The organism is Radicibacter daui, from assembly GCA_030657355.1.
Classification (GTDB): Bacteria; Pseudomonadota; Alphaproteobacteria; order Radicibacterales; family Radicibacteraceae; genus Radicibacter; species Radicibacter daui.
The window spans coordinates 1,131,471-1,154,909 of sequence record CP131056.1; the positions used below are offsets into that span (position 1 = coordinate 1,131,471).

Here is a 23,439-nt window from a genome sequence, read left to right on the forward strand (position 1 = left end):
TCATTCCGCACTCAGCGCCCGGTCGAGATGCACATATCCCCCGTCGGGGAAAAGCCACTGGCCAGTGGTGTGGCTGGCCCGGTCGGAGAGCAGGAAGGCCGCAGTATCGGCAATCTCGCGCGCCGTCGTCATGCGCTTTTCCAGCGGGATATTGGCGGTGATGGAAGCCAGCTTCTGCTCCGGGTTCGGCAATGTGCCGAGCCAGCGCTGGTAAAGCGGGGTCATCACCTCCGCCACCACGATGGCATTGACGCGCACGCCAAAGGGCAGGAACTCCACCGCCCATTCCCGCGTCAGCCCCAGCTGCGCCGCCTTGGCCGCCACATAGGCCGAGGTATTGCCCTGGCCGGTAAGCGCGGTTTTGGAGCTGATATTGACGATGGCGCCCTTGTTCGCTTTCAGGTCGTCCTGCAGCAACTGCACCATCAGGTAATAATGGATGAGGTTCTGGTTAAGGCTGGCGCGGAAGGCATCCGGCCCCCTGGAAAGGCCGATACCGTCATTGGCGCCGGCATTGTTGACGAGCCCGTGCACACTGCCATGGCGCGCCTGCACCGTGGCGATGGCCGCCCGGCAGGCTTCATCATCCGAGAGTTCCACCTGCACGAAATCCGCGCCGGTCTTCCGGAGCCAGCCGGTATCCGGCGGGCGCCGGGCGAGGATGACGGGGCGGGCCCCTTCCTCGGCCAGCACTTCGGTAATCCCGGCGCCGATGCCGGAGCCGCCACCGGTAATGACGATCACCTTGTCCTTAAGATGCAAATCCATCAGGCGGCACTCTTGAAGCGATAGGTCTTGAGGCTATCTGCCTTCATCTGGATGGAAAAGCCCGGCATCGTCGGCGGCATGTAGGCGGCATCCCTGATCACGCACGGATCGAGGAAATGCTCATGCAGATGGTCGACATATTCGATCACCCGGCCCTCGCGCGTGCCGGCGATGCACAGATAATCGATCATCGACATGTGCTGCACATATTCACACAGCCCCACGCCGCCGGCATGCGGGCACACCTTGAGGCCGTGTTTTGCCGCCATCAGCATCACCGCCAGCACTTCATTGAGCCCGCCAAGGCGGCAGCTGTCGATCTGCACCACGTCGATGGCGCTCTGCATGATGAACTGCTTGAACATGATGCGGTTCTGGCACATCTCGCCGGTCGCCACCTGCACCGGCGCCACCGCTTCGCGGATCTTGCGGTGGCCGGCCACATCGTCGGGGCTGGTCGGCTCTTCGATGAACCAGGGTTTCACGAAGGAGAGTTTCTTTACCCAGTCGATAGCCTGATCGACTTCCCACACCTGATTGGCATCGATCATCAGGTTGATGTCGGGGCCAACCTCGTCGCGGGCGATGGTCAGGCGGCGGATATCGTCGGCCAGATCGCGGCCGACCTTCATCTTGATGTATTTGAAGCCGGCATCGACAGCTTCGCGGCACAGGCGCCGCAGCTTGGCATCATCATAACCCAGCCACCCGGCGGAGGTGGTGTAGCAGGGGTAACCCTCCCGCTTCAGCGTCGCCACCCGCCCGGCCTTGGTTGCGGCCTGCTTCGTCAGGAACTCCAGCGCCCATTCCGGCGTGATGCAGTCGGTCAGGTAACGGAAGTCGATGCAGCGCACCAGCTCTTCCGGCGACATGTCGGCCACCAGCTGCCACACCGGCTTGCCTTCCAGCTTGGCCCAGAGGTCCCACACCGCATTCACCACCGCGCCGGTCGCCAGATGGATGGCGCCCTTGTCGGGGCCGATCCAGCGCAGCTGGCTGTCCGACGTGATGTGGCGCCAGAAGCGGCCCATATCGGCCGCCACCCATGCCATGTCGAGCCCGACTACCAGCGGTTTCAGCGCCTCGATGGCGGCAATGCAGATCTCGTTGCCGCGCCCGATGGTGAAGGTCAGCCCATGGCCTTCATGGGCACTGTCCGTCTCCAGGATGACATAGGCGGCGGAATAGTCCGGGTCGGGGTTCATGGCGTCCGAACCATCCAGATGCTGGCTGGTCGGGAAACGCACGTCGACGGTGCGAAGGCCGGTAATCTTGGTCATGCGCGCACCACTTTCTGGGTCTGCTGGCCCAGCCCTTCAATGCCAAGGCGCATCACTTCGCCGCCCTTGAGATAGACCGGGGGCTTCTGCCCCAGCCCGACGCCCGGCGGGGTGCCGGTGGAGATCACATCGCCCGGCTGCAGCGACAGGAAGCGGCTGAGATAGGCGATGATGTGCGGCACCTTGAAGATCATGGTGGCGGTGGAGCCGGACTGGTAACGGTGCCCGTCGACTTCCAGCCACATCTTCAGATCGTCGATATTGCCGGCCTCATCGGGGGTGACGAGCCAGGGGCCGATGGGGCCGAAGGTGTCGCAGCCCTTGCCCTTGTCCCAGGTGCCGCCGCGCTCGATCTGCCATTCGCGCTCCGACACGTCATTGATCACGCAGTAACCGGCCACATGGGAGAGGGCATCCTTCTCCTCGATATACCGCCCGCCCTTGCCGATCACGACGCCCAGCTCGACTTCCCAGTCGGTCTTGGTCGAGCCGCGCGGAATTTCCACATCGTCATCCGGCCCGCAGATGGCCGAGGTCCATTTGTTGAAGACCACCGGCTCGCTGGGGATCGCCATGCCGCTCTCGGCGGCATGGTCGGCATAGTTCAGGCCGATGCAGATAAACTTGCCCACCCGGCCCACGCAGGGGCCGATACGGGGAGTGCCGGGGACGAGCGCCAGGCTTTCCACATCAAGGGCAGCCAGCGCTGCAAGGCCGCCGGGGGTGAGGACGTCGCCGGCAATATCATCCGCATGGGGCGAGAGATCGCGGATCCGGCCGGCTGCATCGAGCAGGCCCGGCTTTTCCTGGCCCGCGGGGCCATAGCGCAGCAGCTTCATGTCTGTCCTCGAGGGGGTATCAAATCAGGGGCCGGCAGCCCTGCCCGCCAGTGCCGCTGCGAAAGCGGGGAAGGCGGGCAGGGCTGCCGGTGTCATGCGATCACGGGGATCAGTCGTAGAGAACAGCGGCGATCTTCGGATCGTCGATGTTGGTCTTGTCGTACCAGTAGAAGCCGGTATCGATGTGCTTGGGCAGCTTTTCGCCCTTGGTGGCGGCCAGGGCGGCCTTCACCGTCTCATAGCCGATGCCGACCGGGTTCTGGGTGATGGCGCCTGCCATCAGGCCGGAGCGGATGGCATCCTTCTGGGCCTTGCCGCTGTCGTAACCGACGATCACGACCTTGGCGTTCATTTCCTTCACGCCGTTGACTACGCCGATGGCGGAGCCTTCATTGGTGCCGAAGATGCCCTTCAGCTTCGGATGGGCGGCAATGATCGCCTTGGTGATCTCGGTCGACTTCAGATGGTCGCCGCCACCGTACTCGACGGTCACGACATTGATCTTCGGATATTTGGCCTTGATCTCGTTAAGGAAGCCGTCACGGCGGTCAACGCCGGTGCGCGAGGTCTGGTCATGGCACACCACGGCCACTTCACCTTCGCCGCCGATCATCTCGGCCAGCTTGTCGGCGGCCAGCGCGGCGGCAGCGATGTTGTCGGTGGAAGCGGTGGTCACGGGGATGTCGCTGTCGACGCCCGAGTCAAACGCCACGACCGGGATGTTTTCCTTCTGCGCCTTCTTGAGCAGCGGAATGGCGGCCTGGCTGTCAAGCGCGGCAAAGCCGATGGCGGCCGGCTTCTTGGCGAGCGCGGCAGACAGCATGTCGATCTGCTTGTCGACCTGGGTTTCGTTATCCGGGCCGTCAAAGCTGACTTCCACATTCAGCTCCTTGCCGGCCTGCTCGGCGCCCGCCTTCACGGCCTGCCAGAACTGGTGCTGGAAGCCCTTGGAGATGAGCGGGATATAGACCTTGTCCTGCGCGAAGGTCGGGCCGGCGGAGGTGATCATGGCGGCCATGGCGGCTGCCGCAATCAGGGTGCGTCTTGTAACCATCTGTTTCGTCTCCCTGGGTTGGACTTGTTTTGCTGCTTTTGAAAACTCGAGGGGGAGAGGGGCCACTCCCGCGCGGCCCCCGCCCCCCTTGAGGTCACCTCGCCGAGCGCCGACGCATCTGGTCGGCATAAACCGCGGCGATAATGATCACGCCGGTAACAACCGTCTGCCATTCCGGGGCTACCGAAAGAATGCGCAGCCCGTTGGTGAGCACCGACATGATGAGGGCGCCGATGAGCGTGCCGAGAACCGTGCCGCGCCCGCCGGAAAGGGATGTGCCGCCGATCACCACCGCGGCGATCGCCTCCAGCTCGTAACCAAGGCCAAGGGCCGGCTGGGCGGAGTTGAGGCGGCTGGAAATCAGGATGCCGGCAATGCCGCAGATGGAGCCGGCGAGGGCATAGATGCCCATCTTCCAGGCGTCGGTGTTGACGCCGGAAAGCCTGACTGCTTCCTCGTTGGAGCCGAGCGCGAAGGTGTAGCGGCCCAGCACGGTGCGCGAGAGCACCCAGGCCACGATGGCGGCCACGATAAAGAGGATGAGCACGCCGTTCGGCAGGGGGAAGACCGGCAGCAGGTCGCCGATGAGCGAGCCCTGCGAGATGTCGGTGTAGCCATCCGTGTTGTTGAAATAGATCGGCTTGGTGCCGGTCAGGATCAGCGACAGGCCTTTAAGCACCAGCATCATGCCGAGCGTGGCGATGAAGGGTGGGATCTTGGCCTTGGCGATGAGGGTGCCGGAAACGAGGCCGCAGGCCGCGCCTGCGGCCATGCCGGCAATCACGCCCAGGATCAGCGGCAGGCCGAGCCAGGTCAGCACCATGCCGCTGACCACGGCGCAGAAGGTCATCATCGTGCCGATGGAAAGGTCGATGCCGCCGGTGATGATCACCATCGTCACGCCCACTGCCAGCACGCCGTTGACGGAGGTGGCCTGCAGGATCGACAGGATATTGTCGACCTGGAAGAAGTTGGGGCTCGCCAGCGAAAAGCCGATCACCAGCACGATCAGGCTGGCAAAGGCGAGCAGCTTCTGGTGGGCGCTGCCCTTGCGGGCTTCCTTCTCGCTCATTCTTTTTCTCCGTTGGGCGCTCTGGTCTGTTGCTTATTCGGCAGCGAGCGCTTCACGCTCGGTTGCCAGCGCCATGATTTCCTCCTGCGAGGCGCCGCCGGGCAGGATGCCGGTCAGCCGTCCCTCGCACATGACCGCGATCCGGTGCGACAGCCGCAGCACTTCGGGCAGCTCGCTGGAGATCACGATGATGGCCTTGCCCTGTAGGGCGAGTTCGGTGAGCAGGCGGTAGATTTCCGCCTTCGCGCCTACATCGATGCCGCGCGTGGGTTCATCGAAAATCAGGATGTCGCAGTCGCGCAGCAGCCATTTGGCGATCACCACCTTCTGCTGGTTGCCGCCGGAGAGCAGGCGCACTTCCTGCGCATCCCCCGGCGTGCGGATGTTCAGCATGTCGATATAGTCGCGGGCGATGCGGGCGAGCGCCGCCTCGTTGATGCGGCCGAGCTTGTCGGCGTAACGCGGCAGGCTTGCCATGGCGATGTTGGCGCGCACATCCATGCCGAGCGCGAGGCCGAAATGCTTGCGGTCCTCGCTGAGATAACCGATGCCGGCCTTCACCGCATCGGCAGGGCTGCCGATCTGCACCGGCTTGCCATGCACGCGGATTTCGCCGCTTTGCGCCGGCTCGGCGCCGAAGATGGCGCGGGCAAGTTCGGTGCGGCCGGCGCCCATCAGCCCGGCAAAACCCAGGATCTCGCCTTGCTTGAGGGTAAAGCTGATGTCCTTCAGCTCATGCCCGCGGGAGAGGTGCTCTACCTCCAGCGCCATCGGGGCGGCGGAAAGGTCGGGGATACGGGCCTGCTCGTCGGTAAGCTCGCGCCCCACCATCATGGAGATGATCTGCGAGATCGGCGTTTCGGCGGCATTCACCGTACCGACATAGGCGCCGTCGCGCATCACCGTCACCCGGTCGGAGATGCGTTTGATCTCGTCCATCTTGTGGCTGATATAAATGATGCCCACGCCTTCGGTGCGCAGCTGCCTGAGGATGGTGAAAAGCTCGGCTATTTCCGCATCATTCAGTGCCGCCGTCGGCTCATCCATGATCAGCACGCGGCTGCGGTAGCTGAGCGCCTTGGCAATCTCCACCATCTGCTGGCGGGCGATGGTCAGCTCGCCGACGATGGCGCGCGGGTCCATGCGGATGTTCATGCTCTCGAAAATGGCGGCGGCATCGGCGTTCAGCTTCGCCTCGTCCAGCCGGCCGAAGGAGAGCCGCGGCTCGCGCCCGATCCAGATGTTCTGCGCCACGGTAAGGTCGCGCATAAGCGCCAGTTCCTGGTGCACGATGCCGATGCCGAGCGCCTGCGCCGTGCGCGGGGTCGGCAGGCTCACCTCCAGCCCGTCGACAATGATCTTGCCGCCATCGGGCTGGTAGACGCCGGAGAGGATCTTCATGAGCGTGGATTTGCCCGCGCCATTCTCGCCCATCAGGGCGTGAACCTCGCCGGCATTCAGCTCAAAACTGACGGATTTCAGGGCGTGCACGCCCGGAAAGCGCTTCTCGATGGTATCGAGCTTCACAAGAGCCGTCATGATTTCCACCCGGTTGTCTCGCGGGCTTTGCGCCCGTCATTGCCGCTTTATCGGCGGCCTTTGCTTTTTTGGGAGCCGGCGCCGACGGGCACCGGCTTCCCGTCAGATCGTCACGCCGCCATCGACGGACATCGCCTGGCCGGAGACGAAACGGCTTTCGTCCGAGAGCAGGTAGACGACCATCGGTGTGATGTCGGCAACGGTTGCCAGCCGGCCCATCGGCTGGCGGGCGATGAAGTCCTTTTCCGCCTGCACCGGGTCGGCCGCGCTGGCAATGCGCCCGCGCAGGCTCGGCGTATCCACGGTGCCGGGGCACAGCGCATTGCAGCGGATGCCCTGCTTCACGAAATCAGCCGCGACGGCCTTGGTGAGGCCAATCACCGCCGCCTTGGTTGCGCCATAGGCGGTGCGGTTCGGGAAGCCTTTGATGGAGGAGGCCATCGACGCCATGTTGAGGATGGCGGCGGTGCCCTTTTCCTTGCAGCGCTCCAGCATGCCCGGCAGGCAGGCACGCGTCAGGCGCATCATCGCCGTCACATTCAGGCTGACGCTGAAATCCCAGGCTTCGTCGGAGATGTCGAGGATCGTGCCGTTATGCACGTAGCCGGCGCAGTTGAAGAGCCCGTCGAGCGGGCCGGCTTTCGCGGCAATCGCCTTCACGGCCTCGCCATCGGTCACGTCCAGAACGGCGGTTTCGATTCCGGGAAGGTCCGTCAGCAGCTCGGCCTTGATGTCGGTGGCGATAACCTTCGCCCCTTCCGCTGCCAGCGCAAGCGCACTCGCCCGCCCGATGCCCTGCCCGGCGGCAGTCACCAGAATGGTCTTGTCCTGAAGACGCACCGTTTCCTCCGGATATCCCTTTTCCCAAACACCTTGTTTGGTTCTTATATGAATATATAGTTCACATATGAATTGACGGTGCAAGTATGAATTACGAGGCGGGCTCTCCGGCAGGTGCTTTCCGGATGCGGCCTTGCCGGTTAAGACGAGGCGCAAAGCCCGGTGATGCCCCGAAAGGGGTGGTGGGAGGAATGAATGCCGATGAAGAAGACGGGAGGCGCGGCCCCCAAGGCGGCTGCGGATGCCGCCGCGGACCGTTACCGCGCGCCCGCTCTCGATAAGGGGCTGGATATCCTTGAGGTTCTGGCGGACCAGGCCCGCGGCCTGACCCGGGCCGAGATCGTCAAGGCCATGGGGCTCAGCCCCTCGCAGATCTACCGCATGCTGGAGCGGCTGGTGGCGCGCGGTTATGTCACGCGCATTGAGGGCGGCGACCGTTACGCCCTCACCATGAAGCTCTATCTGCTCGCCACCCGGCATCCGCCGCTGCGCCGGCTGGTGGCGAAGGCCCAGCCCCTGATGGACGAGTTTGCCCGCGAGCAGCGCCAGTCCTGCCATCTGGTGGTGCCGGAGCAGAGCATCGGCATCATCGTCGCCCAGGCAACGCCGAACGCGCATTTTGAATTCCGGGCCCGGCTCGGCGGCCAGATCGACCTGCTGACCACCGGCTCCGGCCTGACGCTGCTGGCCTTCCAGCCGCCGCACCGGGTGGTGGAGACGCTGGGCGTGTGGGGCGTCGCCGATGCCGAGGGCCGCATTGCCGATGTGGCCGAACATCTCGATGCCATCCGCGCCCAGGGCTCCCGCACCGAACCTTCCGGCCAGCTGGTCGGCGTGACCGACCTCAGCGTGCCGGTCTATGGCCACGGGCATGAGGCGATCGGGGTGCTGACCTGCGCCTATATCGAACATCCGGAAGACAAGGGCACCGAGGCGCGCGAACGTGCGCTCGCCGCGCTCAAGAAGGTCGCAGCCGAACTCTCTTACCCGGAATAAGCAAAAACCTGTTCAAACTGCGCCGGATCAAGGCCTTATAGTCGCCGGTCCGCCCCAAGGAAGAAGCCCCGTCCGATGCGTCTTGCCGATTGCCACAATTTCCATGATTTCCGCCGTCTGGCCAAAAACCGTCTTCCGGGGCCGATCTTCAATTACATCGATGGCGGCGCGGATGACGAGGTAACGCTGCGGCGCAACAGCGCCTCTTTCGAGAGCTGCGATCTGGTGCCCAGCGTGCTGCGTGGCGTCTCCGATGTGGACCTCTCCGTCACCGTGATGGGCCAGAAGATCGACCTGCCGGTCTATCTCTCCCCCACCGCCCTGCAGCGCCTGTTCCATCATGAGGGCGAGCGCGCCACGGCCGCGGCGGCGGAAAAGTTCGGCACCATGTTCGGCTGCTCCTCGCTCGGCACCGTGTCGATGGAGGAACTGGCGAAGAAGCACAGGAACCCGCAGGTCTATCAGTTCTATTTCCACAAGGACCGCGGGCTTAACCGCGCCATGATGCAGAAGGCCAAGGAAAGCGGCATCAAGGTCATGATGCTGACGGTCGACAGCATTACCGGCGGCAACCGCGAGCGCGATCTGCGCACCGGCTTTTCCATCCCCTTCAAGCTGAAGCCAGCCGGCCTTGCCCAGTTCCTGATGAAGCCGATGTGGGGCATCAACTACGTAACGCACGAAAAATTCTCGCTGCCGCAGCTCGATGCCCATATCGACATGAAGGGCGATACCCTCACCATCGGGCGCTATTTCACCGAAATGCTCGACCCGTCGATGAACTGGGACGATGTGGCGGCGATGGTTGAGGAGTGGGGCGGCCAGTTCTGCCTCAAGGGCGTGATGAGCGTGGCCGATGCCCGCCGCGCCGCCGATATCGGCTGCACCGGCATCGTTCTCTCCAACCATGGCGGCCGCCAGCTCGATGGCTCACGCACCGGCTTTGACCAGCTCGACGAGATCGTGCAGGCGGTGGGCGACCGGCTCGATGTGATGATCGATGGCGGCATCCAGCGCGGCACCCATGTGCTGAAGGCCTTGTCGCTGGGCGCAAAGGCCGTCGGCCTCGGCCGCTTCTACCTCTACGCCCTCGCCGCCGCCGGCCAGCCCGGTATCGAACGCGCGCTGACCCAGCTGAAGGCGGAATTGCTGCGCGACATGCGGCTGATGGGAGCGTCGAAGGTGGCAGACCTTAATCGCGACAATCTGCGGTTTCGGGGTGTCTGAGGGGGCGCCGGCCTCAGTCGAGGCCGGTTTTGCCCGGTGCCCAATAGGCCTTGCTCACGACCCGTGCAGAGGCAACGCCCAGTTGCCTGAGGCTTTGGCGGAGCTTCTGTATCGTGCCGGCTTTCCCGGTCAGAACGAAAGAGGCGCCGGCCTTGGCGAGGGCCGGCAGCGTGGCGGCGAGCTCCAGGACATGGGTGTCGCCATCCTGTCTTGCCGTCAGTCCGGCATCCGGCAGGCCAAGTTGAGCAATGGCTCCTGCGCATTCCTCCATATCGCGGACTTCGAAATGGCAGGCGACGGACCGTGTCCGGTCCTGCCGGTAAAGTGCGCAAGCAAGGCCGAGGCTGGTTTCGTCGCCAAAGACGGCAAGCGGGCCGGAAAGGCGGCGCGTGTCCAACGAGCTCCGGGGGCCGAAGAATTCGCATCTGTCGCCGGCCTTGAGCCCGCGAACCCAGGCGCTTCCCGGTCCGCTGCCATGTGCGTATCCCAGAATGCGGGTCCATCCGGCCGTGCTATCCCAATCAATGGGGGTATAGGTTCGGGCGACAAAGGCCGATCCCATCGCGACCTGCACCTTCTGCCCGGCTATCCAGGGCAGGTCCCTGAGTGCTGCACCTTCCAGCGTGATCAGGCGGAAGCTGTCCGATAGCCGCTCGACGGCGGTCACAGCCGCGGATTTCATCAGCAGGCGCATCAGGGCCTTGCCGAGACGCCCGGCCGGCCTGGGGGCCGGGCTTTCCAGCGGTTCCGTACTGGGCATCAGGCGGCCCTCAGCGTGAATTCGTTACCCCGGCCTTCGTCCAGCGGCAGCGGCTGCGAGAGGTATCCGTTCGCCGGATCGCGGACATAGCCCAGATATTCCGGCTCAAAGGCATTTTCCCCGAGGATCGTGGCGCCGGTCTTCAGGCGGGGTTCGACGAGCTTGAGCACCGGCAGATAAAGCGAAAACGCACCGTCGAGGTGCAACAGATCTATCGTGCCGACGACTCCGCGGAGCGTCTCGAGGGCGTCGCCCTCCCGGATATCGACAAGATCGGCCAGACCCGCTGCTTCAAGGTTGGTCCGCGCCCGGGAAACCTTGCCAGGTTCCAGTTCTGTGCCGATGAGGATGCCACCGCCATTGTCGCGGATGGCCGCCGCCAGATAAATCGCCGATATCCCCATCGAGGTGCCGAATTCGACGATCCGGGTCGCGCCGGAGGCTCGTGCCATTGCGTAGAGGAACCGTCCGTAGGCCGGCGATACCGCAAGGAAGTTATTGGCATAACGGCGATAGGTCGCCTGATTGTCCGCCCGCTCCTGTGCCAGCAGGGTTTCGACGACCTGCGCGGCGTCCGCCCCCGGGCTTTCCATCAAGGCCATCATCTCTTCGATATGCGCTTGATCGGCGATCTTGGCCTCATGGTGGAGTTTGTCCAGGGTGTCGGCGACACGCCGGCTGCTCAATGTGGTCACGGAAACCATCCTACCTGCTTGTGAAGGTCAAACTGTCAGGAGAGGCGCAGCGTATAAGGTGCAGAATTTGACGTCATTACGAACAATAGACAGAATGTTATTCAAAGACGCCAATCCGCTGTCATGCCTTTGGAGAAACCTTGCCGATCCTGAACCGCCCTTCCGGGGAAACCGACTGGATTGAGCCTGACGAGGTGCCGCGCCCGATTGTGGCCTTTGGGGCGGAAATGGCGGACGTCGATGGCTTCGAACTCGGCAGCCATGCCCACAGCAAGGGCCAGATCATGCTCGTCCAGCGGGGAGCGCTCAGCTGCGAGGTGGAGGGCGGGCTCTGGATCGTGCCCCCGCGCAGCGCCCTGTGGATACCCGGTGGCGCGCTGCACAGCGTCAAGGCAACGGGTCCGCTTGAAGGTTACAACGCGTTCATTGACCGGAATGTCGGGGTGCCGTTGCCGGCGGTGTGCTGTGCGGTATCGGTGACGCCGCTGCTGCGGGAGCTTCTCGCCCGTGCAGCGCACTTGCCCTACCTTTATGAGGAAGGAGGGGTGAACTCGCGCCTCGTGTCTGTTCTCCTGGACGAGCTTGCCATGGCGAAGGTGGAGGATCTGCATCTGCCGATGCCGGTCGATGCCCGGCTGCGCCGGATCGTTGACGCGATGATGGCCTCGCCGGAAGAGCGGGGCACGCTGGAGAGCTGGTCCCGGCGGGCGGGGATGAGCGAACGCACCTTGTTGAGGCTGATCGTCAAGGAAACCGGCATGAGCTTCGGTCGCTGGCGTCAGCAGCTCAGCGTAATCCTTGCCGTCAAATGGCTCTCCGGCGGCGCCTCGATCCAGCAGGTTGCAAACGACCTTGGTTATGAGAGTGTGCCCAGCTTCGTAACGATGTTCCGCAAGACGCTTGGCACCTCGCCCCGGCGATATATGACCGAGCGTTATTCGGGCCGGCTTTAAGAGTGCCCCTGTCTGATACAGAGGGGGGCTTCAAGCAAGCTTCCTGGCCATCGCAAGAATACGCGGCGGAAAGGGTTCGCCCTCGGCATAAGGCGCAGCCTTCAGATAGCCCACCGTCTTGAGGCCGCGCACCGATACCTTGCCATTGTCGGGATAGGTGCAGACTTCGTGCGGGTGGTTGAGGCCGACGGCGATGTAGACGAGGTCTTCCGGTCCGTCCGGATTGGCGATCTGGTGGGCGATGCCCTTGCCGGCCGGGCAGGAGATGCAGTCGCCCGGGCCGATGGCGGTGACGCTGTCGCCGTACCGCAGCACGCCGTGGCCGGAGAGCACGTAGAAAATCTCGTCCTCGATCAGATGATCATGGAAGGGACAGCCGACCTGTCCTGCCGGAAGGCGTGTGATGTTCATGCCGAGCCGCCCTTCACTGCGCGGCAAACCTGGCGTCATCGGCTTGTAGTAGCTCGTCCAGTGCTGCCCGGCCTCGATGGCGGTTTCCGGGGTCGTGGCGATATTGGTGATGAGCGGCTTGTCCGCCATGCGGGGTCTCCCTCTGTGCCGGTCTGATTGCGGCTGGCCCGCTGTTTCAAGGTGCCGCCAGCATCGCGGCGACAATCGCCTCGGGGGCGTCTTCCTGCACAAGGTGGCCGGCCCCGGGCAGGCGCACAAGCGGCCGGGTGGAAATGAGCCCGGCCAGCGCCTCGCCCTTCGCCACCGGTATCCACTCATCTTCCTCACCCCACAGCACCGTCACCGGGCAGTCGAGTGGCCGGTAAAGCGGCTCGATTTCGTCGGTGTAACGCTGGTCCATCTGCGCGATTTGCCGGTAAAAGCCGGCCTGTCCCACTGGGCCGAGCCACGGTGCCATATAGGTATCGATCGCCTCGGCGCCGAGCGGTTTGTGCGCCGCGCCTTGCAGATAGGCCCGTAGCAGCGCTTCGTGGGCATAGGCCGGCAGGCCGGTGAAGGCGGGCTCAAAATGGCGCACATGCGCCACGAACGGAGAACCCCACGGGGCGAGCGCCACGGCATCGAAGATCGTCAGCGAGCGATAGCGCAGCCCGGAGAGGAAATAACCCCGTAGCGCGGTGGCGCCGCCGAAATCGTGGCACAGCACATCCGGCCGCTCCAGCTGCCACTCCCGGAACAGGGCGGCCAGAAGCCGGTTTTGCACCGCCAGCGACACATCATGGGCCCCGGCCATCTCGGAGCGGCCATAACCCAAGAGGTCGAAATAATAGACCGTCCAGCGGCCCGCGAGATGCGGAGCGATGCGCCGCCACACCTGCGAGGAAAACGGTGTGCCATGGATCAGCACCAGCGGCGGGCCGGCGCCGATCCGCCCCCACGCCACCCGGCGCCCCTCGAAGTCAAAGCTCCGGTCCAGCATCAGCATGCGCGATACCCTCGGTACTTTTGCAAATGGCTGGTGACTATATGAGGGACGGCAGGGCAGGCCGGTCAACCCGGGTCGGTGTGTTCCGAGGTTGCTTTAGTGCGGCAGTCCCGGGCAGTTGCAGGGTGCCGGTTTCATTACCGTGCGCCGCTTCCAGACGGGGAGTTGTTGCCGTCCAGGCCCGTTTGCGGCTCAACTGTGCGCCTTGACTGTCTGTGGCCTCACAAATGTCGGGCCAGTTTGCGGTCTAAGGTCCGGTTGCGGGCAATGCTAGCCCGCCGGGCCTTCCGGTTCGTCTGCCCCCTGCGCCCCGGGGGCCATCCATTTGGGGCGCGGAACCCATGGAGCGAGGAGATCTCTGATGCCCAAAGGCGCTGAACTGCTGGTTGCCGCCCTTGAGAATGAAGGGGTGGAGCGGATCTTCGGTATTCCGGGCGAAGAGAATCTCGATGTCGTCGAAGCGCTGCGTAAATCCTCCATCGAGCTGGTGCTGACGCGGCATGAGCAGGCCGCCGCCTTCATGGCGGCCACCTATGGCCGCCTGACCGGCAAGCCCGGTGTCTGCCTCACCACGCTCGGGCCGGGCGCGCTCAACCTCACCACCGCGGCGGCCTATGCCCAGCTTGGCGCCATGCCGATGGTGATGATCACCGGGCAGAAGGGCATCCTTTCTTCCCGCCAGGCGCAGTTCCAGATCGTTGACATCGTGGCGGTGATGAAGCCGCTCACCAAACTTGCCCGCCAGATCGTCTCGCCGGCTACCGTGCCCACCATCGTGCGCGAAGCCTTCCGCATCGCGGCCGAGGAGCGTCCCGGCCCGGTGCTGCTGGAGCTGCCGGAGGATATCGCGGTGATGGAGGCGGCCAATCCCGGCCTTATCCCGCCGCATCCGGTTGAGATTCCGCTGGCAAGCGAAGCGGCGCTGGAGCGTGCCGCCCAGCTCATCATGAAGGCCGAGCGCCCGCTGGTGATGGTGGGGGCCGCCGCCTCGCGCCCGCGCTCCACCTCTGAGCTTGCGCAGTTCGTCGTGCGTTCGCGCATCCCCTATTTCACCACCCAGATGGGCAAGGGCACCGTGCCTGGCGGCACCGAGCTTTATATGGGCACCGCCGCCCTTTCCGAGCGCGACTATGTGCATGAGGCCATCGAGCGGGCGGACCTCATCATCACCATCGGCCATGACACGGTGGAAAAGCCGCCCTTCATCATGAAGGCGCGCGGGGAGAGCGACGGGCCGAAGGTCATCCATATCGGTTACCAGCCGGCCAGTGTCGAGCAGGTCTATTTCCCGCAAGTTGAGGTTATCGGCGATCTTGGCCCCTCGCTGCGCCTGCTGGCAGACCGGGTGGAAGGCAAGATCCCCAATGCGGGCGCACTTCTGCCGCTGCGCGAAGGCATCCTTGCCCGTATCGCCGCCCGCGCTACCGAAGCGCGGCTCACCCCCCAGCGGCTGGTGCATGATATCCGCCAGGTGATGCCGCCGGACGGCGTGCTGGCGCTTGATAACGGCATGTACAAGATCTGGTTTGCCCGCAATTACCGCACCCAGGTTGCCAACACGCTGCTGCTCGATAACGCGCTTGCCACCATGGGCGCGGGCCTTCCGTCCGCCATCACGGCGGCGCTGCTTTATCCCGGCCGCCGGGTGATGGCGGTGTGCGGCGATGGCGGCTTCATGATGAACAGCCAGGAGCTGGAAACGGCGCTGCGCCTCAAGGTCAATCTGGTGGTGCTGGTTATCGAGGACGGCGCCTTCGGCATGATCCGCTGGAAGCAGGCGGTCGACGAGTTTGCCGATTACGGCATGACCTTCACCAACCCGGACTTCGTGAAATACGCCGAATCCTACGGCGCGAAGGGCACGCGGGTAAATGCTCCCGAGGAGCTGAAGCCGGCGCTGGAAGCGGCCTTTGCCGGCGGTGGGGTGCATCTGGTCGTGGTGCTGATCGATTATTCGGAAAACAAGCGCGTGCTTGTGGACGAGTTGCAGAAGCGCCTGCCCGTGCTGCCCGAACCGGCAACAGCCTGACGCCCTGAAACAGGAGTAAGAGACATGTCCCGGACCTATCAGGTCGTCCAGGCCTATGACCGTGCGCCGGTCAGGGAAGTGGTGGCCGACACCGCCGAGACGCTGGAAGCCAAGCTGGCCCTTGCCGAGCGCACGTTCAAAAACCGTGATGGCTGGCTGAAGCCGCATCAGCGCAGCGCCATTCTCCTGCGCGCCGCCACCCTGCTGGCCGAACGCCAGCAGGTCTTCGCCAAACTCATCGCGCAGGAGGGCGGCAAACCGCTGACCGATGCGCTGGTGGAAGCGGCGCGCGCGGTTGACGGGTTGCGCAATGCGGCGGAGGAGCTGCGCAATTTCGCGGGCCGTGAAATCCCCATGGGCCTTACCCCGGCCAGCGACGGGCGCTGGGCTTTCACCACCAAGGAGCCGATTGGCGTCGTTGCCGCCATCTCGGCCTTCAATCACCCGCTGAACCTCATCATCCATCAGGTGGCGCCGGCCGTGGCCACCGGCTGCCCGGTTATCGTCAAGCCGGCAGCACCCACGCCGCTCAGCTGTATCGAGCTGGTGGCCCTGCTGGCCGAAGCCGGCCTGCCGGAGGGTTGGTGCCAGACGCTGATCACGGAAGAAAATGCCCTCGCCGAAGCGCTGGCGACGGACCGGCGGGTGGCCTTCCTCAGCTTCATCGGTTCAGCCAAGGTCGGCTGGTACCTGCGCAGCAAGCTCGCCCCTGGCGCCCGCTGCGCGCTGGAGCATGGCGGCGCCGCGCCGGTGATCGTGGACCGCAGCGCCCCGTTGGACTCGATCATCGAGCCGATCGTGAAGGGCGGCTATTATCATGCTGGCCAGGTCTGCGTGTCAGTGCAGCGCATCTTCGTGCATGAGGATATCAAGGCCGAGTTCACCGAGCGGCTTGCTGCCCGTGTCGCAGCACTCAGGACAGGTGATCCGCTGCTGGCGCAAACCGAAGTCGGCCCCCTCATCCTGCCGCGCGAAACGGACCGGGTACTTTCGTGGATTGAGGAGGCGGTGGCCGGTGGCGGCAAGCTGATCGGTGGCGGGCGTCTCTCCGCCACGACGCTGAAGCCCGCCATCCTGCTGGAGCCGCCGGCGGATGCCAAAGTCTCGCAGCTGGAAGTCTTCGGCCCGCTGACCTGCGTTTATGGTTATAGCGATCTCGATCACGCCATCGAGATCGCCAATTCCCTGCCGGTAGCCTTCCAGGCGAGTGTCTTTTCCAGCGAGATTGGCCCCGCCTTGCGCGCGGCCCATCGCCTCGATGCCGCCGCCGTGATAGTCAATGACCACACGGCCTTCCGCACTGACTGGATGCCCTTTGCCGGGCGCCGCCAGTCCGGTTACGGCATCGGCGGCATTCCCTGGACGATGGCGGAAATGGCGGAAGAAAAGATGGTGGTGCTGCGGTACGGCGGCTGATGACGCCGCGCCATTTCCGGCACCTGGGCCATCAAGCCGGCCAGTTGGTCATCGGCCCGCGCCAGTCTTCATAGAGTTTGCTGAGGCGCAGCACTTCCATGTCGGCGAAACGGGGGGCCACGATCTGCAAACCAATCGGCATGCCGCCGTTTGAAAAACCGCAATTGATCGAGCTTGCCGGCTGCTCCGACATGTTCCACGGCACGGTAAAGGCAATGTGCTCGAAGGGTTTTGCCGGATCGTTGGTCGGGCTTGCCCAGTCAGCCGGATAGGAGATGATGGGGTTGGTGGGAGAGAGCACGGCGTCCACCTGCTGGAACAGAGCGCCGCAGGCCTTGCGCATCTCGATGGTCTGATTGAAGCCGCGCGCGGCGGCCACCCCGCTCACCTTGTCGCCGCCTTTGGCCCAGTCAAGGATATAGGGCAGGATTTTTGCCTTGCTGGCCTCGTCCAGCTTCTCCATGTCGCCCCAGAAGCGGGCGCGCCAGAAATCATCCAGCCCGTCCAGCATCTCGCGTGTCAGCACACCCGGCACCGGCACGATGATCGCGCCCGCCGCCTCAAAGCGCCGGGCGGCCGCTTCCACGGCGGCGGCAATTTCCGGGTCGGTCTCAAGGCCGCAGCCCGCCTCCAGCATCAAGCCGATGCGAAGGCCGCGAACATCCGTGCCGTCCAGATCCATCCAGTCGATCTCTTCCGGCGGCAGGCTGGTGCCGTCACGCCAGTCGGGGCGGGAAAGGGCGGTCATGGCAAGCGCACTGTCGGCAACGGTGCGTGTCATCGGCCCGGCGCAGCGACCGACATAATAGGGATCGACCGGGATGCGCCCGTGGCTGGGCTTGAAGCCGAAGATGCCGCACCAGCCCGCCGGCAGCCGCACCGAGCCGCCGATATCGGTGCCGACATGGACCGGCCCGTACCCCGCTGCCGCCGCTGCCGCCGCACCGGCGCTGGAGCCGCCGGGGTTCTGCGTCACATCCCACGGATTGCGCGAGAGCGGATGAAAGCTGGAAAGGCCGGAGGAGAGCATGCCGTAATCGGGGCAGGTGGTCTTGGCGAAGATCACCGCACCATCCTCCCGCAGCCGCGCCGCTGCCGGGGCATCCGCGACGGCCGGCACCAGTTTCGTGGCGGCAGTGCCAAGCGGCACCGGTTGACCTTCAGTGGCGATCAGTTCCTTGAGCGTTACCGGGATGCCATCAAGCCGGCCTTGCGGCGCGCCTTTGGTCCAGCGCTCGGTGGAAGCTTTGGCCATGGCCCGCGCGGCCTCGGGGTCGTAGGCGTAAAGGGCCTGATATTTGGGCTCGTTGGCCTCCACATGCTTTTCCAGCGCCAGCCAGTGTTCGAGCGGAGAGAGCGCTTTCCGGGCGAAAAGCTCCGTCAGTTCAACGGCGGTCAAAAAGGCGGACATGGTCAGGCTCTCCGGCAAGGCTCAGACTGGGTTCAGGCAGGCTGTTCGAGAAAATCCAGCGTCGGTTCGGCGGCCAGCAGGCGGCGTGTGTACTCCTCGCGCGGGTTTTCCATCACCGCGGCGGTCGGACCTATTTCAAGGAGGCGCCCTGCCTGCATCACCCCCACCCGGTCGGCGATCTCCTCGATCACCCCGAGATTGTGACTGATGAAAAGCATGGTCAGGCCGTGGCGGGCGCGCAGATCCCGGAGCAGGCGCAGGATTTGTGCCTGCACGGTGAGGTCGAGCGCTGACGTCGCCTCATCCGCCACCACCAGCTTCGGCCTTGTGATGAGCGCGCGGGCGATGGCGATGCGCTGGCGCTGCCCGCCGGAGAATTCATGCGGGAAACGGGCGCCGTCTTCTGCCCGGAGCCCGACATCCTCCAGCATCGCCGCCACGCGTTTTGCCTTTTCGGCGCGGGAGAGCCTTTCGGGCAGCAGGCGCAGCGGCTCGGCGATGATGCGGGCCACGCTCATGCGCGGGTCGAGCGAACCGTAGGGGTCCTGGAAGATCATCTGGAAGTTCCGCCGCCGCCGCGCGAGTTCGCGCGGGGAGAGGGCAAAGAGGTCGTCCCCTTCCAGGAGCACATTGCCGCTCGTCGGCCGGTCGAGCGCCATCACGATACGGGCGAGGGTGGATTTGCCGCAGCCGCTCTCGCCGACGATGCCGAGAATCTCTCCCGGCGCGACGCTGAGGCTCACATTGTCCAGCGCCTGCAAATTCCGGCCGCCCGGCAAGGCATACCGGCGGCTGAGGCCGATGACTTCCACGAGGGGAGCACGGTTGCCGCTCATGGTGCGGCCCCCTCAAGGCTGCGGCGGCTGCGCCGGGGCAGGGCGGCGATCAGCTGGCGTGTGTAGTCACTTTGCGGCTGGCGCAGCACCTGCACTGTCGGCCCGTCTTCCATCATATCGCCGCGATACATCACCAGCGTGCGCGCGGCGGAGCGGGCGATAACTCCCAGATCGTGGCTGATGAGAATCAGCGCCATGGCGCGCTCGCGCACCAGCTCGTCAAGGATATCCAGAATGTCCTTCTGTACTGTCACATCCAGCGCGGTGGTCGGCTCGTCGGCGATCAGCAATCGCGGTTTGAGCGCCAGCGCGATGGCAATGCCCACCCGCTGGCGCTGCCCGCCGGACATTTCATGCGGGTAACTGGCAAAGCGCCTTCTGGCCTCCGGCAGTCGCACCTGCTCCATCAGCGCCAGCGCCTCGGCATTGGCGTCGGCCCGTGACAGGCCGCCCCGCAGGCAAAGACCTTCGGCAATCTGCGCGCCCACCGTCATCGCCGGATTAAGCGCCGTCATCGGCTCCTGGAAGATCATGCCGGCCTCGCGTCCGCGCAGGGCATCGAGCGCCCTGTCGCTTGCCCCGACCACTTCCTGCCCGCCAAGCCGGATGGAGCCGGAAAGCCGGGCATCGCCGGGCAGCAGCCCCATGATGGCGAGCGACAGCATGGACTTGCCGGACCCGCTTTCGCCGACAATGCCAAGCGTCTCCCCGGCCTCGAGGCTGAAGCTCACTGCCTTCACGACCGCTGTTTCGGCCGTCGAGCGCCGGTTCCGGAAGGTAATGGTCAGGTTGTTGACGGCAAGCAGGCTCATCGCTCGATCCTCCGGCGCGGATCGATAAGGCGGGAGAGCCCGTCTCCCAAGAGGTTGAAGCCCAGCACGGCCAGCGCAATGGCAAGGCCGGGGGCAAGTGCCATGTGCGGGGCTTTCAAGAGATAAGTCTGGGAATCCGCCAGCATGCGCCCCCAGCTTGGTGCCGGCGGCGGGGTGCCGAGGCCAAGGAAGCTGAGGCCCGCTTCGGTCAGGATCGCCATTGCCAGCTGGATTGCCACCTGCACGATGATCTGGCTGGCGATATTGGGGATGACGTGGAGCAGGGTGATGGTCACCTCTCCCTCGCCGGCCATGCGGGCGGCGAGGATATAGTCGCGGGCCCGCACCTGCATCGCCGCGCCCCGCGTCACCCGGGCAAAAACCGGGATCATGAAGGTGCCGATGGCAAGGATGGCGGTGGTCGTGCCCGGCCCCATCAGCGCGCCCAGCATGATGGCGCTGAGGATCGGCGGCAGGGCAAAGATGGCGTCATTCAACCGGCCGAGCGCCGCGCCGGTAAAACCCGGCCGTGCCGCCGCCGTTACGCCCAGGGCGGTGCCGATCATCGCGCCGATGGCGACGGAAGCGAGGGCGACGGTCAGGGAATAACGCGCCCCCACCATCAGCATGCTGGCGATGTCGCGCCCGAAATGGTCCTTGCCCAGCAGGCCGGAGGAAAAGCCGTTTTCCAGCGGACCTTTCAGCTTCTGGGCGATGTTCATCTTCGTGGGGCTCATCGGCACCCAGAACAGGGACAGCAGCGCCAGCACCACGATGCTGACGGTGATGACGAGGCCCGCCGCCAGTGCCTTGTTGTCCCGTAGCCAGCGCATCATGCCCGCCCTCATGATCTGCCCCTCAGGCGCGGATCGAGCAGCAGGTAGAGCGCATCGACGGCGAGATTGACCACAATCACGATGACCGCAAACAGCAGCACTACATTCTTGATGACGACAAGGTCCCGCTGGGCGAGCGCCTGATAGGCAAGCCGCCCCATACCGGGCAGGGAGAAGATGTTCTCCACCAGCACAGCGCCGGCCAAAAGATAGGAAATCTGCAGGCCCAGCATGGTTGCCACCGGCACCAGCGCATTGGGCACTACATGGCGCCACAGCGCCCGTGACCGGCTGAGACCCTTGGCGCGTGCGGTGCGCACAAAATCCTCGTTCATCACGTCGATCACGCTGGCGCGGGTGACACGGGCCAGGATCGCCGCCTGCGGCACCGCCATGGCAAGCGCCGGCAGAAAGAGCGCGTGCAGTCCCTGCCAGAAGCCGTGATCCCAGCCATCGAACCCGCTGGCGGGAAACCAGCCGAGATGGAGCGACAGGGCCATCAGCAGCAGAAGGCCGATCCAGAAATTCGGCACTGCGATGCCCAGCTGGGAGAAAAGCGTCGCGCCCTGATCCACGATCCGGCCGGGGCGGGAGGCGGCAAACACGCCGAGCGGGATGGCAATGAGCAGGGAGATCAGCGTTGCCATCAGGGTCAGCGGGCCGGTCACCGCCAGCCGCTCGCCGATCAGCTGCGAAACGGGCACGCCATAGGAGTAGGAGATGCCGAAATCCCCGTGCAGCATACCGCCCACCCAGCCGAGATAGCGCGCAATCGCCGGTTCATCGAGCCCCATCTGATGCCGGAGTGCCGCCAGCGTATCGGCCTGCGCGGAGGTGCCGAGCATGATTGCTGCCGGATCGCCGGGCAGCACCTCGATGATGAGGAAGAGCGCGAGGGAGATGAGCGCCAGCGTGGCCACGAGGCCTGCCAGACGCCGTGCCAGGGTACGCAGCAAGGGGCGGCTTTCTGATCTCGAACAGGCGGAGAAAATCGGGGCTGGGGGTTGTCGCAAGGGTGAGGGGTAAAGCGGCCGGCAGCGCCTGTGGCACTGCCGGCCGCCGGCGGATCAATCCTTCCAGTGGACCCCGGTCAGGTCGTTGGAGGGGATGGGTTCATCCTTCCACAGGCCTTCCAGCTTGGCATCCCAAATGCCGAGCTTGGGCAGCACATAGAGGTAAAGCGCAGGCACATCCTCGGCCAGCATCGTCTGCGCCGCGCCATAGAGTTCGGCGCGTTTTGCGTCGTCCGTGGTCTTTTCCGCCGTGGCGATGGTGTCGTTGAAGGCAGGGTTCTGGTAGCCGAAATAATAGTCCGGGCGGCTATAGATATCGATGTCCATCGGCTCGGCATGGGCGACGATGGTCATGTCAAAGTCATGGCCCTTGAAGACTTCCGGCAGCCATTTGGCGGGGAACTCGGTCGGCACGATGTTCATCGTCACGCCCACATCCGCCAGCATTGCCTGCAGCACTTCCGAGGTGCGCGTGGCGTAGCTCATCTGCGGCGCCTTGATGGAGAAGGTCAGGCCCTTGCCGTAACCGGCTTCCTTCAGCAGCGCCTTTGCCTTTTCCGGGTCGTAGGGCAGCTTGCCGGTTTCGTCGACATACCCCGGATCGTTGGGCGTATAGTGGCTGCCGATGGGGGTGCCGAGGCCGGACCAGGCACCCTCGATCAGCGTGGCGCGGTCCACCGCCATCATCAGCGCCTGGCGCACGCGCTTGTCGTTGAAGGGCGGGCGCGCAGTGTTCATGCCCGCCACCACCTTCAGCTCGGTATTGCCGGCATAGGCGATGAACTTCTTGTCGTCCTTGAAGCCATCAAAGAGTTCCGGCGCGCCCAGTTCCGGGAAGGCATCGACATCGCCGCCCTTGAGCGCCGCCACCTGGGCCTGCGGATCGTTGATGAAGCGGAAGGTGATGTCGCTGAGCGCCACCTTCTTGTCCTTGTCCCAGTAATCCTTCCTCGCCGTCAGCTCCAGCCGGTCGCCCTTGGTCCAGCTCTTGAGCGTAAAGGGGCCGGTGCCTACCGGGTTGGTCTTGTCATTGTCGGCGGATTTGGGCTCCACCATCACCGCGGCCGGCCAGGTCAGGTGATAGAGCAGGTTGCCGGCCGGCTCCTTCAGATGCAGTACCAGCGTGGTGGCATCCGGCGTCTCGATGCTGTCGATGGCGGCAAAGAAGCGCTTTTGCGGATTGACGGATTTTTCCCCGCGCGCCCGGTCGAGCGTGAATTTGGCCGTCTCGCTGGTAAAGGCCTCGCCATTGCTGAAAGTGACGCCCGGTTGCAGCGTGAAGCTGTAGGTCAGGCCGTCCGGCGAAATGGTCCAGCTTTTGGCAAGCTGCGGCTTGATCTCGCCCTTTTCCGTCAGGCGCACCAGCCCTTCAAAGATGTTCTGCCAGGTTACCTGGCCGATGGCGACCGGCGCGGCGATGGTCGGGTCCAGCCCGGCCGGCTCGATCGACATGCCGATCTTGAGGTCACTGCGCGTGGCATAGGCCGGGCTTGCCAGGGCCAGCGACAGGGCGCTGGCCGCCATCAGGGCAGAAAGCAGCACGGCCGGGCGGGCGCTGAAGAAGGGAAGGGTTCGGGCAATGCTGGCTGACATGACTGTCCTCGTCTGGCGGTGTTGCATGAGGGCGGCGATGTAACGGGCTTCGCGGGATCTGGGGACAGTGGCCG

At 64.7% G+C, this 23,439-nt stretch carries 22 protein-coding genes; 5 read left to right on the top strand and 17 right to left on the bottom strand.

Going from position 1 to position 23,439, the window contains the following annotated elements; genetic code table 11:
• The 7 genes from QTL98_RS05365 to QTL98_RS05395 form a co-directional block, all read right to left on the bottom strand.
• Positions 1-768 (bottom strand): L-fucose dehydrogenase, encoded by a 768-nt coding sequence (locus QTL98_RS05365; protein WP_445681195.1) that lies wholly within the window; start codon positions 766-768, stop codon positions 1-3.
• Positions 768-2,048, bottom strand: coding sequence for an L-fuconate dehydratase (locus QTL98_RS05370; RefSeq protein WP_445681196.1), 1,281 nt, complete (start codon positions 2,046-2,048; stop codon positions 768-770). Before QTL98_RS05370 ends, QTL98_RS05365 begins: the two co-directional genes overlap by 1 nt.
• Positions 2,045-2,887 (bottom strand): fumarylacetoacetate hydrolase family protein, encoded by an 843-nt coding sequence (locus QTL98_RS05375; RefSeq protein WP_445681197.1) that lies wholly within the window; start codon positions 2,885-2,887, stop codon positions 2,045-2,047. The genes QTL98_RS05370 and QTL98_RS05375 overlap by 4 nt, the downstream gene beginning before the upstream one ends.
• A gap of 109 nt (positions 2,888-2,996) precedes the next feature.
• The gene (locus QTL98_RS05380) at positions 2,997-3,905 is read right to left on the bottom strand and encodes an ABC transporter substrate-binding protein (RefSeq protein WP_510637548.1); all 909 of its coding nucleotides are present in this window, start codon (positions 3,903-3,905) and stop codon (positions 2,997-2,999) included.
• Positions 3,906-4,035: 130 nt separating this feature from the next.
• The gene (locus QTL98_RS05385; protein WP_445681199.1) at positions 4,036-5,013 is read right to left on the bottom strand and encodes an ABC transporter permease; all 978 of its coding nucleotides are present in this window, start codon (positions 5,011-5,013) and stop codon (positions 4,036-4,038) included.
• A gap of 33 nt (positions 5,014-5,046) precedes the next feature.
• Positions 5,047-6,552: a sugar ABC transporter ATP-binding protein gene (locus QTL98_RS05390; RefSeq protein ID WP_445681200.1), complete on the bottom strand. Its 1,506-nt coding sequence runs from the start codon at positions 6,550-6,552 to the stop codon at positions 5,047-5,049.
• 102 nt (positions 6,553-6,654) lie between these two features.
• Entirely contained in the window at positions 6,655-7,392 is a 738-nt protein-coding gene (locus QTL98_RS05395) for an SDR family oxidoreductase (RefSeq protein WP_445681201.1), read from the bottom strand.
• 201 nt (positions 7,393-7,593) lie between these two features.
• On the opposite strand from QTL98_RS05395, the gene QTL98_RS05400 reads away from it, so the two are divergent.
• The gene (locus tag QTL98_RS05400; RefSeq protein ID WP_445681202.1) at positions 7,594-8,388 is read left to right on the top strand and encodes an IclR family transcriptional regulator; all 795 of its coding nucleotides are present in this window, start codon (positions 7,594-7,596) and stop codon (positions 8,386-8,388) included.
• 75 nt (positions 8,389-8,463) lie between these two features.
• Positions 8,464-9,615 (top strand): alpha-hydroxy acid oxidase, encoded by a 1,152-nt coding sequence (locus QTL98_RS05405; protein WP_445681203.1) that lies wholly within the window; start codon positions 8,464-8,466, stop codon positions 9,613-9,615.
• A gap of 13 nt (positions 9,616-9,628) precedes the next feature.
• Here the strand turns inward: QTL98_RS05405 and QTL98_RS05410 are convergent, their stop codons facing one another.
• Both QTL98_RS05410 and QTL98_RS05415 read right to left on the bottom strand, forming a co-directional pair.
• A complete protein-coding gene (locus QTL98_RS05410) occupies positions 9,629-10,375 on the bottom strand; it encodes a siderophore-interacting protein (RefSeq protein ID WP_445681204.1) in 747 nt (248 codons plus the stop codon).
• A complete protein-coding gene (locus QTL98_RS05415; protein WP_445682092.1) occupies positions 10,375-11,070 on the bottom strand; it encodes an O-methyltransferase in 696 nt (231 codons plus the stop codon). The genes QTL98_RS05410 and QTL98_RS05415 overlap by 1 nt, the downstream gene beginning before the upstream one ends.
• 140 nt (positions 11,071-11,210) lie before the next feature.
• Here QTL98_RS05415 and QTL98_RS05420 point away from each other — a divergent pair, with 140 nt between their 5' ends.
• The gene (locus QTL98_RS05420) at positions 11,211-12,023 is read left to right on the top strand and encodes an AraC family transcriptional regulator (RefSeq protein WP_445681205.1); all 813 of its coding nucleotides are present in this window, start codon (positions 11,211-11,213) and stop codon (positions 12,021-12,023) included.
• Between the two features lie 30 nt (positions 12,024-12,053).
• On the opposite strand, the gene QTL98_RS05425 is transcribed toward QTL98_RS05420, so the two are convergent.
• Positions 12,054-12,563, bottom strand: coding sequence for a cupin domain-containing protein (locus QTL98_RS05425; protein ID WP_445681206.1), 510 nt, complete (start codon positions 12,561-12,563; stop codon positions 12,054-12,056).
• Positions 12,564-12,609: 46 nt separating this feature from the next.
• Positions 12,610-13,419: an alpha/beta fold hydrolase gene (locus tag QTL98_RS05430; protein ID WP_445681207.1), complete on the bottom strand. Its 810-nt coding sequence runs from the start codon at positions 13,417-13,419 to the stop codon at positions 12,610-12,612.
• A gap of 361 nt (positions 13,420-13,780) precedes the next feature.
• On the opposite strand from QTL98_RS05430, the gene QTL98_RS05435 reads away from it, so the two are divergent.
• Together QTL98_RS05435 and QTL98_RS05440 are read left to right on the top strand one after the other, a co-directional pair.
• A complete protein-coding gene (locus tag QTL98_RS05435) occupies positions 13,781-15,448 on the top strand; it encodes an acetolactate synthase large subunit (RefSeq protein WP_445681208.1) in 1,668 nt (555 codons plus the stop codon).
• A 24-nt stretch (positions 15,449-15,472) separates the two neighbouring features.
• Entirely contained in the window at positions 15,473-16,864 is a 1,392-nt protein-coding gene (locus tag QTL98_RS05440; protein WP_445681209.1) for an aldehyde dehydrogenase family protein, read from the top strand.
• 31 nt (positions 16,865-16,895) lie between these two features.
• Here the strand turns inward: QTL98_RS05440 and QTL98_RS05445 are convergent, their stop codons facing one another.
• The 6 genes from QTL98_RS05445 to QTL98_RS05470 all read right to left on the bottom strand — a co-directional run bounded on the left by QTL98_RS05445 (position 16,896) and on the right by QTL98_RS05470 (position 23,365).
• The gene (locus QTL98_RS05445; protein WP_445681210.1) at positions 16,896-18,275 is read right to left on the bottom strand and encodes an amidase; all 1,380 of its coding nucleotides are present in this window, start codon (positions 18,273-18,275) and stop codon (positions 16,896-16,898) included.
• A gap of 32 nt (positions 18,276-18,307) precedes the next feature.
• Positions 18,308-19,111: an ATP-binding cassette domain-containing protein gene (locus tag QTL98_RS05450; RefSeq protein ID WP_445681211.1), complete on the bottom strand. Its 804-nt coding sequence runs from the start codon at positions 19,109-19,111 to the stop codon at positions 18,308-18,310.
• Positions 19,108-19,923, bottom strand: a complete 816-nt coding sequence (locus QTL98_RS05455; RefSeq protein WP_445681212.1) for an ATP-binding cassette domain-containing protein — start codon at positions 19,921-19,923, stop codon at positions 19,108-19,110. The genes QTL98_RS05450 and QTL98_RS05455 overlap by 4 nt, the downstream gene beginning before the upstream one ends.
• Positions 19,920-20,759: an ABC transporter permease gene (locus QTL98_RS05460; protein ID WP_445681213.1), complete on the bottom strand. Its 840-nt coding sequence runs from the start codon at positions 20,757-20,759 to the stop codon at positions 19,920-19,922. Before QTL98_RS05460 ends, QTL98_RS05455 begins: the two co-directional genes overlap by 4 nt.
• Before the next feature lie 8 nt (positions 20,760-20,767).
• Positions 20,768-21,715: an ABC transporter permease gene (locus QTL98_RS05465; protein ID WP_445681214.1), complete on the bottom strand. Its 948-nt coding sequence runs from the start codon at positions 21,713-21,715 to the stop codon at positions 20,768-20,770.
• A 111-nt stretch (positions 21,716-21,826) separates the two neighbouring features.
• Positions 21,827-23,365, bottom strand: a complete 1,539-nt coding sequence (locus QTL98_RS05470) for an ABC transporter substrate-binding protein (RefSeq protein WP_445681215.1) — start codon at positions 23,363-23,365, stop codon at positions 21,827-21,829.
• Positions 23,366-23,439 lie beyond the last annotated feature (74 nt).